General features: G+C 63.5%; 17 protein-coding genes. 4 read left to right on the top strand and 13 right to left on the bottom strand.

The features are described from left to right. Positions 1-7 precede the first annotated feature (7 nt). Together AC6HU3_RS05775 and AC6HU3_RS05770 are read left to right on the top strand one after the other, a co-directional pair. Positions 8-1,792, top strand: a complete 1,785-nt coding sequence (locus AC6HU3_RS05775; protein ID WP_497472833.1) for a DegV family protein — start codon at positions 8-10, stop codon at positions 1,790-1,792. Between the two features lies 1 nt (position 1,793). Next, on the top strand, positions 1,794-2,927 hold the full coding sequence (locus tag AC6HU3_RS05770) for an AI-2E family transporter (protein ID WP_497472832.1): 1,134 nt from the start codon (positions 1,794-1,796) through the stop codon (positions 2,925-2,927). Here AC6HU3_RS05770 and AC6HU3_RS05765 read toward each other — a convergent pair whose 3' ends face one another. From AC6HU3_RS05765 to AC6HU3_RS05735, 7 genes are all read right to left on the bottom strand, one after another. Further along, a complete protein-coding gene (locus AC6HU3_RS05765) occupies positions 2,928-4,151 on the bottom strand; it encodes an MFS transporter (RefSeq protein WP_497472831.1) in 1,224 nt (407 codons plus the stop codon). A 455-nt stretch (positions 4,152-4,606) separates the two neighbouring features. Beyond that, the gene (locus AC6HU3_RS05760; protein ID WP_497472830.1) at positions 4,607-5,428 is read right to left on the bottom strand and encodes a hypothetical protein; all 822 of its coding nucleotides are present in this window, start codon (positions 5,426-5,428) and stop codon (positions 4,607-4,609) included. A 24-nt stretch (positions 5,429-5,452) separates the two neighbouring features. After that, the gene (locus tag AC6HU3_RS05755; RefSeq protein WP_497472829.1) at positions 5,453-5,713 is read right to left on the bottom strand and encodes a thioredoxin family protein; all 261 of its coding nucleotides are present in this window, start codon (positions 5,711-5,713) and stop codon (positions 5,453-5,455) included. Continuing rightward, on the bottom strand, positions 5,703-6,098 hold the full coding sequence (locus tag AC6HU3_RS05750) for a hypothetical protein (RefSeq protein ID WP_497472828.1): 396 nt from the start codon (positions 6,096-6,098) through the stop codon (positions 5,703-5,705). The genes AC6HU3_RS05755 and AC6HU3_RS05750 overlap by 11 nt, the downstream gene beginning before the upstream one ends. A 14-nt stretch (positions 6,099-6,112) precedes the next feature. Beyond that, positions 6,113-6,448 (bottom strand): mercuric transporter MerT family protein, encoded by a 336-nt coding sequence (locus AC6HU3_RS05745; protein WP_497472827.1) that lies wholly within the window; start codon positions 6,446-6,448, stop codon positions 6,113-6,115. Positions 6,449-6,460: 12 nt separating this feature from the next. After that, the gene (gene merA / locus AC6HU3_RS05740) at positions 6,461-8,068 is read right to left on the bottom strand and encodes a mercury(II) reductase (protein ID WP_497472826.1); all 1,608 of its coding nucleotides are present in this window, start codon (positions 8,066-8,068) and stop codon (positions 6,461-6,463) included. An 11-nt stretch (positions 8,069-8,079) separates the two neighbouring features. Then, positions 8,080-8,388 (bottom strand): metal-sensitive transcriptional regulator, encoded by a 309-nt coding sequence (locus AC6HU3_RS05735; protein WP_497472825.1) that lies wholly within the window; start codon positions 8,386-8,388, stop codon positions 8,080-8,082. 393 nt (positions 8,389-8,781) lie between these two features. Between AC6HU3_RS05735 and AC6HU3_RS05730 the strand changes: the two genes are divergently transcribed. Both AC6HU3_RS05730 and AC6HU3_RS05725 read left to right on the top strand, forming a co-directional pair. After that, on the top strand, positions 8,782-10,917 hold the full coding sequence (locus AC6HU3_RS05730; RefSeq protein ID WP_497472824.1) for a GumC family protein: 2,136 nt from the start codon (positions 8,782-8,784) through the stop codon (positions 10,915-10,917). Beyond that, the gene (locus tag AC6HU3_RS05725; RefSeq protein WP_497472823.1) at positions 10,914-11,381 is read left to right on the top strand and encodes a DUF309 domain-containing protein; all 468 of its coding nucleotides are present in this window, start codon (positions 10,914-10,916) and stop codon (positions 11,379-11,381) included. The genes AC6HU3_RS05730 and AC6HU3_RS05725 overlap by 4 nt, the downstream gene beginning before the upstream one ends. Here AC6HU3_RS05725 and AC6HU3_RS05720 read toward each other — a convergent pair. From AC6HU3_RS05720 to AC6HU3_RS05695, 6 genes are read right to left on the bottom strand one after another with little or no spacing between them, the layout of a single operon-like run. Then, positions 11,373-12,284: a glycosyltransferase family 9 protein gene (locus tag AC6HU3_RS05720; RefSeq protein ID WP_497472822.1), complete on the bottom strand. Its 912-nt coding sequence runs from the start codon at positions 12,282-12,284 to the stop codon at positions 11,373-11,375. The genes AC6HU3_RS05725 and AC6HU3_RS05720 overlap by 9 nt on opposite strands. Beyond that, complete coding sequence (locus AC6HU3_RS05715) at positions 12,281-13,345, bottom strand: glycosyltransferase family 4 protein (protein WP_497472821.1); 1,065 nt, start codon at positions 13,343-13,345, stop codon at positions 12,281-12,283. Before AC6HU3_RS05715 ends, AC6HU3_RS05720 begins: the two co-directional genes overlap by 4 nt. Then, positions 13,339-14,388: a glycosyltransferase family 4 protein gene (locus AC6HU3_RS05710; RefSeq protein WP_497472820.1), complete on the bottom strand. Its 1,050-nt coding sequence runs from the start codon at positions 14,386-14,388 to the stop codon at positions 13,339-13,341. Before AC6HU3_RS05710 ends, AC6HU3_RS05715 begins: the two co-directional genes overlap by 7 nt. Next, positions 14,378-15,511 carry a glycosyltransferase gene (locus AC6HU3_RS05705; RefSeq protein WP_497472819.1) on the bottom strand — a complete coding sequence of 378 codons (1,134 nt, stop codon included), beginning with the start codon at positions 15,509-15,511 and terminating at the stop codon, positions 14,378-14,380. Before AC6HU3_RS05705 ends, AC6HU3_RS05710 begins: the two co-directional genes overlap by 11 nt. Then, entirely contained in the window at positions 15,496-16,362 is an 867-nt protein-coding gene (locus AC6HU3_RS05700; RefSeq protein WP_497472818.1) for a glycosyltransferase, read from the bottom strand. Before AC6HU3_RS05700 ends, AC6HU3_RS05705 begins: the two co-directional genes overlap by 16 nt. Continuing rightward, positions 16,338-17,237 (bottom strand): glycosyltransferase family A protein, encoded by a 900-nt coding sequence (locus tag AC6HU3_RS05695; RefSeq protein WP_497472817.1) that lies wholly within the window; start codon positions 17,235-17,237, stop codon positions 16,338-16,340. Before AC6HU3_RS05695 ends, AC6HU3_RS05700 begins: the two co-directional genes overlap by 25 nt. Between the last annotated feature and the right edge of the window lie 99 nt (positions 17,238-17,336).

Genomic DNA, 17,336 nt, shown 5'->3' with positions numbered 1-17,336 from the left:
AGGAGCGGTGTCGGGACTTTCGGTGAAGACGGTGCGGGAGGCCCTGGAAGGGGGCGTGGGTCGGGTTCTCGCCCGGGCGGAAGAACTCAACCGGATCAACGTCTTCCCCGTGGCGGATGGGGACACGGGCACCAACCTTGCCCAGACCCTTGGAGGGGCCATTCTCCGGTTGAGGGAGCGGGAACGTCTCCATCCCTTCCGGGACGTCCGGGAGCTCATGGAGGCATGGGCCGAATCCCTGGTCCGGGAAGCCCGGGGGAATTCGGGGGTGCTGTTTGCCCAGTATTTTGCCTCCCTGGCCCAGGCTCTGCCGAAAAGCCCGACCCTGGATGTCCCGGCTTTCGCCCGTGCGATGGATCAGGCCGCCCGGGAACTCTATCGGGTGGTGAGCACTCCCGTGGAAGGAACCATCCTGACCGTGGCACGGGAATTGGCGGAAGAGGCGCAAAAAATCCAGATCCGGGATGTCCGGAACTTCTTTGAACGCCTGGTGGATCGGGCTCGACGTACCCTTTCCCGAACCCCGGACCTCCTTCCGGTCCTCCAGGAGCACGGCGTGGTGGATGCCGGGGCCCAGGCCTTCACCCTGTTCGTGGAAGGGATGAAGGAAGCCCTCTGGGGACAGCGGGTGGCCCTGGAACACCTCCTTGCCCGGATTCGCCGGGAGGGTCTTGCGCGGGGCGGCAAAGAAGGGGAATCCCTCACCTATCGCTTCTGCACCGAAGCCCTGGTTCGCCCGCAGGGAGCACCCCCTTCCCGGGAGGAGATTGCCCGGACGCTGGAAGATCTCGGAGATTCCCTCCTGGTGGTGGCCACCCCCCGGTGGATCCACGTCCACATCCACACCAGCGAACCCGATGAGGTGTTCGCCCGCATGGAGCGTTTTGGCGTTCTGGTGGAAACGAAAGCCGACGACATGGAAGCCCAGCGAAAGCAGGACCTTCCGGCCTTTCTCATGGACACCACCCTGGATCTTCCGGCGGATGTGGCCTTCAAGCTCGGCGTGATCCGGATCCCCGTCCAGGTGATCCTGGAAGACCGGGTGTATGAAGACGGGGTGACCATCCATCCCGAAGACGTGCTCCGGGCCCAGCGGGAGGGGAAAACCCTCAAAACCTCCCAGCCCACTCCCCATGCCCTTGAACAGGCCTATGCCAAGGCCCTGGAGCGTGCAAAAACGGCCCTGAGCTTCCACCTCTCCGGGAAACTCTCGGGAACAGTCCGGGCTGCCGAGCAGGTGGTGCGAAGTCAGGGACTTGAAGACCGGGTTCGGGTGGTGGACACCCACCTCATCAGTTTCGCCGGTGGTTTTCTCCTCTGGCAGGCCTATGACCTTCTCGCGGAGGGCCGGGATCTGGACGAGGTGCTCTCCCTTCTGGAGGATCGGGCCCGACGGAGTGTGATCGTGCTTTCCGTTCACGATCTCACCTATCTGATCCGGAGCGGACGACTCTCCGGCGGCGCTTCCCGGGTTGCCCGGGTGTTGCGGATGAAGGCCGTGCTCGAATTTTCCGGGAAAGACGAAACCCTTCGGCCTGTGGCCCGCGTTCTTCCCTTCCAGAGCGCGCGGAAACGCCTGATTCGAGAGGCCCTGGCCCGGATGCGTCCGGATGTCCTCTACGATGTCGCCGTGGTCCACACGGGAGAACTGGGTGTCTTCGTGGACGAGGTGATGGAGGCCGTCGCCTCCCACCGGAAGGTTCGCCGTCAGGCCACCGGTCAGGCCACCTCCGCCATCACCGCCCACATCGGCCCCTGGGGAATGGGCATTCTGGCGGTCCCCGCGGAATAGCATGAACGACCTTCGACAGATTCTTGGCCTTCTCCTCGTGGTCCTGGGAGCCTTTCTCCTCTTTGGGAAGGTGATGGCGGGTCTTCTTGCCCTTCTCGTGGCGGCCCTTCTTCTGGAGGAACGCCCCCGGAGTGCCTGGGGCATCCGGGTGGCGAGTTTCCTGTTCCTCTTTGCCCTGCTCTCTCTTCTTCAGTCCGTCCTCCTTCCCTTCGTGGTGGGGGGACTCTTGGGATTCCTGGTGGCCCCGCTGGTTCAGCGGTTGGAGGGCTGGAGGATTCCCAAAGCCGTGAGTGCGGTGGCCATCCTGCTCCTGCTCCTTGCGGGGATTCTGGCCCTGGGGGGCGGCGTGGTGGTCCAGATCGTGGAGGAGACCAACCGGCTCCTGGCCCGGATCTCGGCCGGGGGCCTGTCCTGGCAGGGATGGCTCACCCGGTTCCTCCCCTCCGGACTGGAAGTGGATCTCACCCGGTTTTCCGAAAACATCCTGAGCTTTGTCCAGCAGATCGGACAGAACCTTCTCCATAACCTGAAAACCCTGGGGTCGGGGCTCGGAACGGTGGCAAGCCGCCTGTTCTATCTGTTCATTTCCTTCATTGTGGCCTATTACGTCGCGGTGGACGCCCCCCGGGTGGGTGTGTCTCTTCAGAGTATCCTCCGCCAGCATTTTCCGGAAGCCAAACCCTTTCTGGAAGAACTGGGTCTGATCCTGCGCCGCTATTTCCGGGGCCAGCTCCTGGTGGCCGCCATTCTGGGGATCTATGTGGGGACGACGCTGGAAATTCTGGGGTTTTCGTCAGGGATTCTGATCGGGGCCATTGTGGCCATCACCAACCTGATCCCCAACATCGGCTTCTGGATCGCCTTTGTTCCCGCCCTGTTCTTCGGCCTCCTCGAACCCGATCCCCTGATGGGGCTCTTCAAGGTTCTGGGGGTGTTTGCCACCAATCAGATCCTGGAAGCCGCCATCTCTCCCCGGATCATCGGAGGAAGCGTCCAGCTCCACCCCCTTCTGGTCCTCCTTTCGGTGCTGGTGGGGGCCAAGTTCTTCGGCCTTCTCGGTCTTCTGCTCGCCGTTCCGGTGGCGGCCACCCTCAAGGTGTATTTCCAGCGCATGCAGGGGCTTTTCGCCCGCTGATCAGGCGTTCGCCCGGTCATACCGGAGCAGTTCCGGCCACCGGCGAACCACCCAGAAGGTGGCGAGCACACAACCCACCCCGCCGGTGACCACGGCGAGGGGAGCTCCCAGAAACTGGGCCGCAGCCCCGGCTTCCATCTCTCCCAGCATGGGACCTCCCAGGAAAAAAATCTGGTTGATGCTGGTCATCCGGCCCCGCAATCGGTCCGGGGTGAGGAGCTGACGCAGGGTGGCCCGGATCACGGTGCTCACCGTATCGGCCGCTCCGGCCACTGCAAGGGCCCCGAAGGAAAGCCAGAAACTCCGGGAGATTCCGAAGACCACCGTGGCCATGCCAAACAGGATCACCGAACCCACGAGCCACAGACCCTGCCTGCGGAAATCCGGGATCTGAGACAGCACCAGGGCCGCTCCCAGGGCACCGGCAGAGGAAGCGGCCGAAAGCCACCCGTAGCCCACGGCCCCCACCTTCAGGATATCCCGGGCAAAAATGGGAAGGAGGGCGCTGGCTGAAGCGAAAAAGGTGGCAAAGAAATCCAGCACCATGGAGGACAGAATGAGAGGCTGGTGGAGAATGAAGGACAGGCCTTCCCGGATGGCCGCGAGATCCACAGGGGGCCCGCCGGTTACACGGGTTTCCTGGACGATGGGGCCCACCAGGATCAGGGATAGCACCAGCACGCCATAGGAAAGGGCGTTGGCGAGATAGACCCACGCCTGTCCAGCATGGGCGATCACCAGCCCGCTGACCATGGGACCCAGAATGCTCCCCAGCTGAAACGCCATGGACTGCAGACTGAACGCGCTGGCAAGGTCCCGTGGAGGAACCAGGTTGGGGATCACCGCCTGACGAGCGGGCAGCTCAAAGGAAAACAGCGTGGCCTGCAGGGCGGTCAGGCCATACAGGAGACGCAGGCTGTCCTGCCCTCTGAGGGTGGCAAGGCCCAGGGCGGCGGCGACAAGCCCCAGGAGGGTTTCCGTGACCAGGAGGACCTTTCGCCGGTTCAGGGTGTCGGCCACCACCCCACCGGGAAGGGAAAACACCAGGATGGGGATCACCCGGAACAGGCCCACAAGCCCCAGGGCAATGGGGGCATCGGACAGGGTGCGCACGTGCCACAACAGACCCCAGAACTGCATCCGGGAGCCCGCCACCGAAACGAGCATCCCGGTGAAAAACAGGGCAAATTTTCGATGACGCAGGGCAGGCGGAAGGCGGATCATGGGTGGAGGGAAAAGATACAGCCTGGTGGGCGAAAGAACCAGGTTCCTATCCCTGAGGTTCACCCACAAGTTCGTACATCACGTTCACGATCCATGGTTTCAGGCCTTTCAGGATCTTGCCATCGAAGGCCTCCATGCCCCCTCCCCCAGCCCCTCCCGCCAGGGGAGGGATAAGACACCCCATGCGGTTCCCCGCAAGTTCAGGGAAAACCGTCTATTTGGAATGCATTTGGGCGAGGGCCTTTATCATGAGATTTTGGATTAATCCCATGGGGACCCCGGTATCTACCCCGTCAGAGTTCAGGAAAACGTTCCATTTTTTGGATTCCCACACAATTCTTTTTCGGAATCGTGAGGGGTGTTTGTTGAGGGGGCCCGCCACAACGTGGTGCGGGGGATCAGAGCACCGGGACGAGAATCCCGAAAGACCGGGAAAATCCCCCGTTGGCCCCCTTTTACGCTCCGCCACCTGCGGCCAGACCCGCACGCAGCCCCCATCGAAAAGGAAGACCTCCAGCCTGAAACCAGGGAAACGTTTGCAGATCCAGAGCCAGACGGATGGCACGACCATAAAAGCTCACCCCCGGGCCTCCTTCCAGCCATATATACCGGGTGCGGGCCGGGGTCTCTTCTTCCAGCCCAACATCCCCTTCCGCCCAGCCCACACCTGCATACACCGAGATCAACCAGGCCTGCTGATGCCTCCCGGAAATCCACCATCCTTCCCGGACCTCCGCCCGGAACCTCCGTCCGAATGCATAGGTTTCTCCAGGGATATACTGGCTTCCCTGAATTTCCACGACCGAAAGCATCCGGCGCACGGGAAACCAGGAAGCTCCGGCTGCGACCATCACGCCCCACGGGGGTGCAATTTGAGGATGATCTTCATGAATCACCCGGCCAGCGGGCACCTGGATTCCAAGCGTCGCCGAAACCAGAGGACGACGAGGGGAAAGGGGGGCCATAAGAAAAAACTTTCGCAAGAGGATACGGAGGCCGAACCACGCGTCCACACGATGGAGAGCCCGGTCCTCCATCCATCCCCGGGCCCGAACATAGGGGACCTGAAATCCGATGGAAAATCCGCCCAAATTCCGATATACGGTGAGAGAAGCAAGGGCCAGATTTCTCCAGAAAGGATCGCGTTCCTGTCGGGTATAATCCACCACCACAAAACCGTCCCACGAACGGAGGAAGGTGGTGGTTGCCACTCCTCCCACCGGGTTCCCCACCAGCCCCAGACAGGCCGGGCATGTCGCCATCAGGAACCATCCCATGCGTTCTACCCCCAACTGTCCACACTACGCAAAAGATTGCAAGACCTCTTCAATCTCCCGAAGACGCTCCTCATCCGGCATCCCGACCTGAAGGACGGTTCCGTCCACCACGAGGGTGGGCACCGCCCGAACACCATAGGCTTCGGCCCGGCGACAGCAGGATCCATCCCGGCATTCCTCGGCCCGGTGGACCTCCATCTCCACACCGGGGGGCAGGATGGAACGGATCATCACTTCCGTTCGGTCACACAGTTTGCAGTTCGCACGAAAGAGTTCAATCTTCATGGCTTTCCTCCTGTGCTGCTTTTGTCCCATGAAGAGAAAGCCATGTTTCGGCCGGGATCACCCGGAGGGTCTCCCGATCCACCACGACCGTCTGGATCGTCGTCTCGGGAAGTTCTTTCACATCCCGGAGGACCACATACGTGGGGTATCCAATGGATTCCAGCGTTTTGAAGGCTTTTTTCAGGCTGGGCGCTTCGCGGAGGGCGATCCGGACCCGGGCGTAGGGTGCGACAAGGTTCTGGTCCAGAATGTCCACGCTGGCTTTTTTCAGCACGGAGCGGATGGAAACCGCGCACGAGGCGCAGGTCACGTGGTCCACCACCAGATCCAGGGTGTCTGGCGCCGCGGCCGACAACCCCACCACCAGCCAGACAAACGCCAGCATGATCCATCTCCTGTTCAGGCCACCAGGTTCAGAACATACGGACTCAGGGTGAGGATCCCCAGCAGAATTCCGGAGATCCAGAACATTTTGAAAGACCGGGGACGACACGCCCCGTCGACCTCGCACACCGGGGATTTGCGCCGTTCCCGTTCCAGGGCCATGGCCCAGAGAAGCCAGGCGCCCGCGAGAAGAAAGGGACGAAAGGGCTCCAGAACCCGAAGATGGGAAAGCCAGGCTCCGGTGATCCCCAGACTCACCAGGACCACTGGAAGCACACAGCAGGCCGACGCTCCGATCCCGGCGAGAATGGCCCCGCCCACGGCGATCCATGTTCGGTTCCACCGCTTCATTCCGGACCTCCTTCAGGCGCAGCAGCTCAGTTTGTGGACGTCCACCTCCACCGTCTGGGCGGCCAGGCGGAGGCTTTCGGCATAGGTGAGATAGGGAGCGAAGCTGTCCACCAGATCCTCCACCGTCATGCCCGCTTTCAGGGCGAGCTGCGCGGCATAGATCACCTCCCCCGCCCGGGGCATGAGGAGATGGACCCCCAGCAGCCTGCCCGTTCCTTCTTCCACCACAAGTTTCACAAGCCCCCACCGGCCCTCCACCCGGGGCCGGGCCACCACATCCAGATCCATCCTCACCGTGTTCACCGGGATCCCTTTCTCCCGTGCCTGAGCCTCAGAAAGCCCCACGGCGGCCACCTCCGGGTCCGTGAAGATCACCCGGGGGGCCAGGGAGGCATCAAAGGTTTCGCGGGCGATGCCCAGGGCGTTCCGGGCTGCAATCTGGCCCATGCGGGAGGCGAGATACACGAACTGGGGATGGGGGGTTACGTCGCCGGCGGCGTAGATCCGGGGATGGGTGGTGGCAAGATACGGATCCACCCGAACCGCTCCCCGCGGATCGGTTTCCACACCGGCCGCTTCCAGATTCAGGTCCCGGGTGCGGGGCCTCCGGCCGGTGGCCACCAGGATTTCATCCACCTCCACCGGTTCCAGACTGTCCTGGCACAGAATCCGTTTTCCGTTTGGCGTTTTTTCCACACACCGGATCCGGACGTCTTCCAGGATCCGGACTCCTTCGGCTTCCAGCGCCTCTTTGAGCGCCGCAGAGATTTCGGGTTCTTCAAAGGGGGCGATGCGGGGCTGGGCCTCCATGAGAACCACCCTGGAACCGAGCCGGGCATAGGCCTGTGCCAGTTCCAAGCCCACCGCATTGGCCCCGATGACCGCAAGGCGTTCCGGAAGACGCCGGCTTGCCAGGGCCTCGGTGCTGGTCCAGTATCCCACTTCTTCGAGCCCCTCAATGGGCGGGATCCAGGGCTCTGCACCCGTGGCCAGAACCACCCGCTCAAAGGCATAGGTTCTCCCATTGACCTCGAAGGTGGTGGGAGAAGTGAACCGGGCCTTTCCCGGGATGCGCTCGATGCCCCAGGCCTCGGCCACGTCCTCGTATTTTTCCCGCCGGAGGGTTTCGATCAACCTTTCCCGGAGGTCCTGGATGGCCCCCATATCCACCGGGGCCGGACAGGGCTTGAAGGGGGCGGCGGGATGGCGAAGGGTGTAGGCGGTATGGGCTTCAAAGAGCAGGAACTTGCTGGGCACGCATCCCACGTTCACACAGGTCCCCCCGAACTGGTCGCCGGTGACCATCACCACCCGGGCCCCGTGTTTCCGGGCCTCAATCGCCGCCGCAAAGGCGGCTGAGCCCGACCCGATCACGTAGAGGGGCGCGTCCAGTGTTTTTTCTCCCTCAGGGGGTGTTTCCTCCACGGCCACCACCCGGTAGCCCTGGCGTTCAATGGCCTGCCGAATGGAGTCTGGATCACCCTCGGCCTCCAGAAGTCCCTCCTTCCAGGATATGTGAAACACCTTCGCTCCCGTTTCTTCTGCGGCCCTTCGGACCGTTTCTTCGCAGTGGGTGCAGGTCATGCCTTCAATCCGAACGCGAAGGCGTTGGGTCTTCATGGCCTGCCTCCTCATGTGTTCCGGGCGAGAAGGCGGATCACCTCCACCAGGCGGGCGATCCGTTTCTCGGGATCCGGGGTTTTCTCCACCATGCAGGAATTCACGCAGTCGGCCAGGTGGAGGGCGGCCATTTCGGCAGCCAGCTGCCCGGCGGCCCCCCGGACGGCCAGGGCGAGCTGAATGAGCTCGTCGGCGCACACGCCCTCCTCAATCCGCTTCTCGATAGCCGCCACCTGCCCCTTGAGGCGACGGACCCGGGCCAGGAGGCGCTTTTTCTCCTCCTCCGTGAGGTAATACGCTGCCACACCGGACGATTTCATGGCTTTCCTCCTGGTTCGATCTCGCGAGGATAGTATACCCCCTATGGTATATCTTGTCAAGGGCTGGGAAATCTGAGCTCCGGACATAAATTCGGACACCCCCACCCCGACCCTCCCCCCTCAAGGGGGTAGGGAGGGAGCATCCATTTGTGGTTTCGGTATATTTTCTCCCCTGGTGGGAGGGGCTGGGGGAGGGGGAAACATCCGAACTTCAGCGGGGAATCTCCCCACGACAGGTATGTGAGGGATTGCTCGTTCCAGGTTGCGAATGGGTGCTGGCCCCCCATGGGCCCCAGGCCTTGACAAATCGTGCAGGCTGAACCGGATCCGTTCGCAGGGTACCCGCCCAGAAGTGGACAATATGGGCCCTACACTGTATGATAAGGTCACCCCATGCAGGAATGGAGCCTTCACGATCTGGTGCTCGTGGTGCGCCACCGGTGGCGCACCGTGGTCTTGATTTTCGTTCTCCTCGCCGCCGCCGGCTTTCTCCGCCTGTTTCTCACCACCCCGCTGTATCAGGCCGAAGGCAAGGTGCTGTTCTCCATCTCCTCCCTCCCCTCCATCGGCCTTCCCGAGAACGTCATGGGGTCTTCCGCGCTGGTGGGGGCAGAGTTCGCCAACCGGCAGGAGCGCCTGTCCAGCCTGGATTTCCTCCTCCGGGTGGCTGAAGCCCTCCCTGACTCCATCAAAACGCGGATGGCTCGCGGCGACACCCTGACCCCGGAGGCGATCGCCCGGACCATCCGGAAGAACCTGGGCATCACCAGTTCCCGGGAGGGCTCGGTCTATACCCTCCGGTTCGTCCATCCGGATCCGGTGGTGGCAGCCGCCGTGGTGAACACCATCATGCAGACCTTTGTGGAAGAAGACCTCCGGATCCGGCGCAGGGATGTGGCCCAGAGCCTGAAGTATGTGGAGGAGCAGCTGGCCCGTTATCAAAACGAACTGAATCAGGCCGAAGCGCGGCTTCTGGGGTTCCGCCGCCAGCACGGCGGCATCACCCTTTCCACCCTGTCCGAGGCCCTTCTTTCCCGGCTCACCGAGGTGGAGAGCCGGATCCAGGACCTCCAGGCCCGTCTGGATGAGGTGGAGAACCGCCGGGCGTCTTTCCTTTCCGTGCGTGCGGATTCCGCGGGCCTCGCCGCTTCTTCCGAACTGCGGGAACTCCAGGACCGGCTGGTGGAGGCCACGGTCACCTATGAAAATCTCCTGGCCCAGGGGTTCACACCGGACCAGCCCCGGATGAAAGACCTCCAGGCCGAGATCGAGCGCCTCAGGACGGCCCTCCAGGAGAAACTTGCCTCCACCCTTCACCGCCCGGACGCCCTCTCCCTGGCGGACACCCTCCGGACAGCCCTGTTCTGGCTGGACGTGGAGTCCCGGGTGCTTTCCGCGCAGATCGCGTGGTGGGAAGCCCGTCGGGAGACGCTGCGTTCCCGGATCGCCGCCCTTCCGGAAATGGAGCAGCAATACATCCAGCTTCTCCGGGACCGGGAAATCGCGGAAAAAATCTACCGGATGCTCACAGAAAAACGGGAAGAACTCCGGATTGCCCTGGAATCCCGGACCTCTCCCCTCCAGATCCTGGAGTCCGCCCGGGTTCCCTCTTCGCCCATCCGTCCTAAACGGGCGCTGGAAGGGGGATTGACCCTGATCCTGGCCCTGTTCGCCGGGCTGGGTTTTGCCCTCCTTCAGGAATGGAGCCGCCCCACCCTCCACCACCTGGAGGACGTGGCTTCCCTCACGGATGCCCCCATTCTCACCGTGATCCCGAACCGCCCCCGCCTGGAGAAACTTCCTCCCCACCAGCGGTTGATCTCCGCGCTGCCCGAAGACAACGTGTTTCAGGAGGCCTTTTTCAAGCTCTACACCGCCCTCCTCCCCTCTTTCCAGTCCGGCCACGCCCTTCTCTGGACGAGTGCCACCGCCCACGAGGGGAAAAGCCTGGCCCTGGCCAACACCGCCCTGGCCTTCCGGGAGATGGGCCACCGGGTGGCGGTGGTGGAGGCCGACCTCCGGAAACCCCACGTCCACCTCTATTTTGACATCCCCCAGTCCCCGGGACTCACCGAATATCTCCAGGGAACCGTCTCGCTGGACGACATCCTCTTCCCCCACGACGGAATCACGCTGGTGCCTTCCGGGAACCTCTCCCCGTCGCCCACACCCCTTCTTCGCTCCGGACGATTGCAGGAACTTCTCCGGTCCCTCCAGAACGATCACGACGTGGTCCTGATCGACAGCCCGCCCATGGGGCTGACCAGTGATGCGGGGCTCCTTGCTCCCCTGGTGGACGGCATCATCCTGGTGGTCCGGGTGGGGGTCACACCCCTCCGGCTCCTCGCCCACGTGATTTCAAGCATTCCGAAAGAGAAACTCCGGGGGGTGGTGGTGAACGGAGCTGATCCCTCCGAAGCCTACGGGTATGACCGGTATTACGGTTATTACCGCTACGGTTCGTCCAACGGCGCCCGGGGGGTTGGGGGTTTGCTGGAAAACCTGTGGAAACGGGTGTTTCCTTCGTGAACGGATCCCTCCAGGTCGCCTTTCACCGGGGCCTTGCTCTCTACTGGCGCGGGTTTTTCTGGCACGCCCATGAGGTGTGGGAGGAGGTGTGGAAAGCCCTCCCCCCTTCTCCGGAAAAAGACGCCCTGAAAGGGCTCATCCAGCTCTGTGCCCTGCTCATCCACGCCCAGAAAGGGCATCGGGACGGGTGCTGGCGCCTTTCTTCCCGGATCCGGGACTACCTATCCCGGACGGACCGGGTGTTTGACCTTCCCCTGGAACCGGTCCGGACCGAATTTGAGGCCTTCTATGAGGCTCTGGAAGAAGCTCTGGCCGGAAATCGGCCGATCTTCTCGGCCATGCGGCTTCGCCCCCGCCTGAAAATCCCGGGGGTGGCCTATCAGGGGTGTTTTCGCTTTCTTCGCCACCCTTCGGACATCCCGCCGCCTCCAGCCCTCCGGCCTGACCGCCTTTCGTCACGCTGACCTTCTTCCCAGGAGGACCCTCACCCGCTCAAACACCGTTTCCACCGAAGGCGCGGTGTCGGTGAGGTCCAGATGGACGGTGGCCGGATGGAGGCTTCCCCACCGGTCCACGTGGCGGCGGTGTCGGGCGTCCATCAGGGCCACCACCGGACGGCCCAGGGCCCAGGCAAGATGGAACACGCCTGTGGCCGGAACCACCACCCCATCGGCCAGGGAAAGGGTGGCCACAAGCTCTTTCAGGGAGAGTCTTCCCCGGAGATCTGTCCCCACGCCCGGATCCGCTCCGGCATCTTTTCCTGTCCAAACTACATGTATACCGGTGCGTTCCAGTTTTTCAGCAAGAGCCCGAAACCGGTCCATGGGCCAGGTGCGGGCTGTCCCGCCCGTCTCGGGATGGACCACCACCCGGGGGGGAGGAGGGAGCAGGGACCGAATGGCGTCCCGAGTTCGAGGGTCCACAGGCAGCACGGGAAGCAGGGGTTCGGGAGACCTTCCCAGCCAGGCGGCCACCAGCCGGTGCCCCCGCTCCACCATATGGGTCTCAAACGTCCACCGCGCCCGGTGGGTGAAGAGAACCCGACCATACAGGCGATCCGGCCCCACCCGGACCGGAATTCCCGCCCGCCAGGACGCCCACGCCCAGCCGGGCTTGCTGAAGGCCAGGATCAGCACGTCCAGCGAAAGTCCCCGAAGGAACAACCGGGCTTCTTTCGGCGAGGGCTGCTCCGCCGGAGCAACCGCCACTTCGTCCACCCAGGGATGCCCAGAGAGGAGTTCCCTCCAGGGCTCCCGGGCGATCCACACCACCCGGGCCCCCGGAACCTCCCGTTTCACAAGCCCGGCCACCGGCAGGGTGACCACCGTATCCCCCAGGCGGTCTGGACGGAGAATCCCCACCCTCACCGGCTCGCCTCCAGCGCCTCCCGATACACCTCAAGCGTTGCCCTTGCCGTTTTTTCCCACGTGAATTCCTTCACCCTTTTCAGCCCTTTCTGAATCCGCTCCACGTGGGATTCTCCTCTATCCTTTGCGAGTTCGTGGGCCATCGCTCTCCAGGCGTCTGGATCATCCGGCGACAGATACAGCGCGACCTCTCCCCCCACTTCCGGAAGGGCCGTACAGGGTGTGGTGACCACCAGCGTTCCACATGCCATGGCTTCCAGCACCGGAAAGCCAAACCCTTCCTCCCGGGAGGGAAACAGAAGGGCCAGCGCACCGGCATAGAGCCCCGCCAGCACCTCCTCCGGCTGGGGTGGCAGAATCCGGAGGTTGGGGGCCCCGGGATTCAGGAAGGATGCGACGCGCTCCGGCCGGGTTCCCACCACCACAAGGGGCATAAGGGAAGGATCCTCCGCCACCGCCCGCAACACTCCAAGGTTTTTCCGGTGGTCCGCCTCGCCCACGAAAAGAAAATATCCCTTCCAGGAGAGACCCCATCGTTGAAGAAGGGTTTCCACCTCTTCCGGAGTGCGGGGATGATACACCTCCGGCCGCACTCCGTGATACACCACCCGGACACGATCCCCCAGTTGAGGAAACCATGTCCTGGCTTCCCGGGCCGTGAAGTGCGAGACCGCCACCGCCCGCACCGGGGGATGGGTTTCGAGGAGCCGGCGGATGCGCGCAAACCGGGGAGAAGCCGAACGAAACTGGGCAAAATCGTGGAAGGTGACCACGCCGGGAAGTCGGGTTCTCCTCCAGGAGGAGGGTTCCACGGCGTGAAACACGTCCCCCACCCGATCCGCTCCCGGCCAGCCCAACCCGAATCCCGGAATCACCGGAACCCCATACCTCCGGGCGGTCTTCCAGTACCGGATCATATCTCCCCGGAGGGGGCGGCCCATCCGGATGCTCCCCCGAACCGGAACTTCCATCTTCAGGAATTCCCGCAGGAGTTCCCGGACATACCGTCCCATGCCCCGATGCTGGGCAAGAGGGGTCACGTCCATCACCACCCTTACCATCCCAGCACCTCCTCATAGAGCCGGCGATGAAATTCCGCAAACCGCCGGAACGTCCAGCGCCGGATCCACCCCCTGCCCCGTTCTCCCATCCTTTCCAGCGCCGAATCATCCAGGCGGGAAAAGGCCGCAAGCGCCCGCTCGGGCCCCCGGGGATCTCCCGGATCCACCCATATTCCCGCATCGAGAGGCACCGTCTCCGGATTGCACCCCACCCGGGGAACCACCAGGGGTTTTCCGAAGCCAAGGGCAAGGGAGACCACACCGGAGGTGAGCATCCGGAACTGGGGAATGAGAACGCCGTCCGCCGCGCTCAGATAAGTCGTCACCTCCTCCTCGGAAAGCCTCCGGTCCACCAGGTCCACCCCTGGACGACGGAGGGGGTCACACCCTTCCGGAAGCCGGCACTCGCCGGCGATCACCAGCCGGAGGGACGGGGCGCTTTCCAGCGCCCGAACCCATCGGACCAGGTTTTTGTAGGGCCGGATCTGCCCGAGGGCGAGGAGGATCCGTTCGCCTTTGGCATACCCCAGCCTCTTTCGGGCCTCGACTTTGCCCAGCTTCTCCGGATAGGCGGGTGAGAGATCCGGATGGGGATATACCACCGAAGGGCGGCTTACAGCCTCCCGAATCTTCCACAGAACGTCCCCGCAGTGGAACACAAAACCGTCCACCCGGGCATGGAGGGCCTTTCTTGCCTTCCCTTCCATCCACCGGACCCAGAAGGGACGCACAACGCTTTCGTGATCCCTTTCGTTGTGAACCGTGTAGACCACCCGACCCCCCCGCGCCCGCAGTCCGTCCAGGACCCGGAAGAACGCCCGAATCCTGCGGGGAACTTTCCAGGTTTCGTGGGGAAACCAGAAGGGAAGCCAGTGGATGTGGAGGATGTCCCCTTCCACCTGGAGGAGATCCCGGGGGCGTCCCACGGGGGGAAAGGTGACCTCCACACCTTCCATTTGTAGCGCCTGGGCGAGCAGACGCTGGTAGGGATTGCCCCCCCGATAATCGGGCACCATGGCCACCCGGATCCGCTCACGCGCCACGGGCCACCTCCTCATACAGCCTGACCAGACGACGGGCGTAGGTCTCGCGGGTGGGGATGTGTTCCGGCAGTCCCGGAGGCCGGAGACGATCGGCCCGACGGAGGGCCTCACACACCCCCTCCACCGTGGGAGGGAAGAGGGCCTCCTCCGGAAGAATCTCCGGCATTCCCCCGCGATTCGCAGCCAGCACCCGTTTGCCCCGGGCCAGGGCATCCACCACGACCAGCGGTGCATTTTCGGCCACACGGGAGGGAAACAGAAGAACGTCCATCCCGTCCAGAAGAGTCCCCTCCTCCTCGGGAGAAAACCCCCCGCGCCATTCCAGTCCGGGAACCTTTCGATACGTCCGAAACACCCTCTCCCACCAGCCTTCCTGCCCCGGTGCCGGTTTGCCCCAGAGAACCAGCCTTCCCTGCGGATCGCGTTCCTGCCCGCACCGTTTCCACCCGGCGAGCAAAAGGTCCACCCCCTTTCCCGGGCTCAGCGCCCCCAGCCATCCGAACACCCGGGGTGGGGTTGACGGCTCCCCGGGCGTCAGCGGATCCACCCCCGGCGGGTTGGGAAGATACACCCCTTGGGGCGGCTCCCCGAGCAATTCCTGAAACGTTCTCTGAACAAACCGGCTCGGAAAGATGAACCGCGCTCCTCCGGTGTGGAGGCGCCGGAGGGTGTCCCGGTAAGCCAGCCACGCCCTCAACCGGTTCATGGCCCCACCCGGAAAGGGAGCGATGCCCAGCCGACGGAAGGGATAGAAAATCTTTGCCGAAAGCGCACTCCGGTGCATGCACACCGGGCACACCCGTGCATCCCGGGCAGTGCAGGGCTCTCCGGTGGCCCGGGCATAAAAAAGCTGGGGACAGGCGAAGGTCACGTCGTGAAGGGTGATCACCGGAACCCACTCCCCGGACAGGCGAGACAGCACCGGCAGGAGGAGGGTGGATGCGGCATGGAGATGAAGCACTGTTCCTCTCCCGGGCTTCGGAAGGGGATCCCCTGGCCTGCGCCGCTCCACCGGGATCCCCATCTCTTCCAGGGTCCGGGCCAGGCGCTCGGCGTGCACCTCCGCTCCCCCCAGGCGTTCCGGGGGAAATCCGGGAGCCACCATGATCACCCGAAGATCCACCGGATCACACTCCTTGCAAGATCCCGGGGCTTCCGCCCCTCCCTCCAGGCCTCCCACCAGATCCGGGCGGCATCCCGGCCCTTCCCCTCCTGTTCCAGCGCCCGGGCCAGATCCCGCAGAGCGCGCCGGAGGGCCTCCCGGGAAAGATTTGAGTCCACGCCGTCCCGATGGCGACGAAGAAGGTCCACCACCACCTCCGCCCGCACCCGTTCCCGGGCGGACAGGTTGGCCCCGTGGCGCCGATATCGCCCCACCACCTCATCCAGCAAAAACCCCCGGATCCCCTGGGCTGCAAGGCGCATCCAGGCCTCATAATCCGGTGCCAGAGGCAGGTCTTCCCGGAACCCCCCCAGGGCTTCCACCGCTTCCCGGGTGAGCATCACCGTGGAATAGGCCACCACGTTTCCCCGAAAGAGCCGGGGAAGATCCACCGGACCGGCAGGGTCTTCTGGCCAGTTGCCCAGGGTCCTGGGGTCCTGAAACATCTCCACACGGGCGCACACCCATCCGTATTCCGGGTGATCCACCAGAAATTTCCGCTCCACCTCCAGCCGGTGGGGAAGGGCAAGATCGTCATCGTCCAGAAGGGCCACGAATTTCCCCCGGGCCGTACGCAGGCCCAGAGTTTTGGCCGGACCGGCTCTGCCTGCGACTTCCGGACGATGCACGGTCCGGAGAGGAAGACGAGACTTCCATCTTTCCAGGCGATCCCACGCCGGGTCCTCCCCTTCCATCACCAGCACCACTTCATCGGGAGGAAAACTCTGGCGTTCAAGGCTTTCCAGGGCTTCTTCCAGGAACGCCGTCCTCCCGGGGATGGTGGTGATCACCACTGAGATTTCCGGATCCATGACCGCACCCTCATCCAGCAGGCCCGCCCCAGATCACCGGGGCGCCGGCTGTGGTGATAGGTCTTCAGAAACGCTTCTGAAGCTTCCCGATCCCGTTCTTCCGCACGCAACCTCTTCGCAAGACGCCTCCAGCGAGCTTCGATGATATCTTTTCCTCGTGAAGGGTCTTTCAGGCGGTGTTGAAACGCCTCCGCAATCCGGATGGATGCCCACTCCAGGTCCATCCCTCCCGGTGTGGACATGTTGCGGTCGTGCACACGCCGGATTCCTGACGGTTTGGAAAGGAGCACCCCCTTTTTCCCGGAGGCCACAAGTGTCAGCCAGGCCCAGTAGTCCTCCCCCACCACCCGGTCTTCGGGGAATCCCGGAAAACCGGCAAGGGCGGACCTTCGCAGGGTGACCGAGGAATAGAGGATTCGATTCCCCGCAAGAAGCCTTTCCAGCGTGAGAGGGCCTGCCTCCCCGGGGTCCGGCCAGACGGTTCCGTCCTTTCCCCTTCCCTCATACACCATCGGAGCGGCCACAAAGTCCACATCGGGATGCTCTTCCAGATAGGCCACCTGCCCTTCAATCCGGTCCGGAAAGGCCCGATCGTCGTCATCCAGAAGCACGAGAAACCTCCCCCGGGCTTCCCGAAGGGCCCGGTTTTTTCCGGGGCCGGGCCGTCCCGAAACCGATAGGACCTGGACCACCCGAAGGTTGAGAGGGTCGTAGGTTTTGAGGACGGCCGGCCATCCGGGATCGTTCCCTTCCAGGACCAGCACCACTTCATCCGGCAGGCGGGTTTGCCGGGCCACGCTGTCCAGGGCTTCCGCAAGCCACCGGGAACGGCCTTCCATGGAGGTGATGAGCACGCTGATGTCAACGTCCTGCATGGCTCATAGCATACACAACCCCACCGGACATTTCCACCGCCTCTCCAGCATGTTCCCACCGCGCCCTTCCCCAACTCCACCAGAAAGGCTCCGGATTTC

The organism is Caldifarcimen microaerophilum (assembly GCF_055387105.1).
The sequence above is the reverse complement of the archived record's forward strand: the minus strand, read 5'-3'. Positions and strand labels throughout refer to the sequence as shown.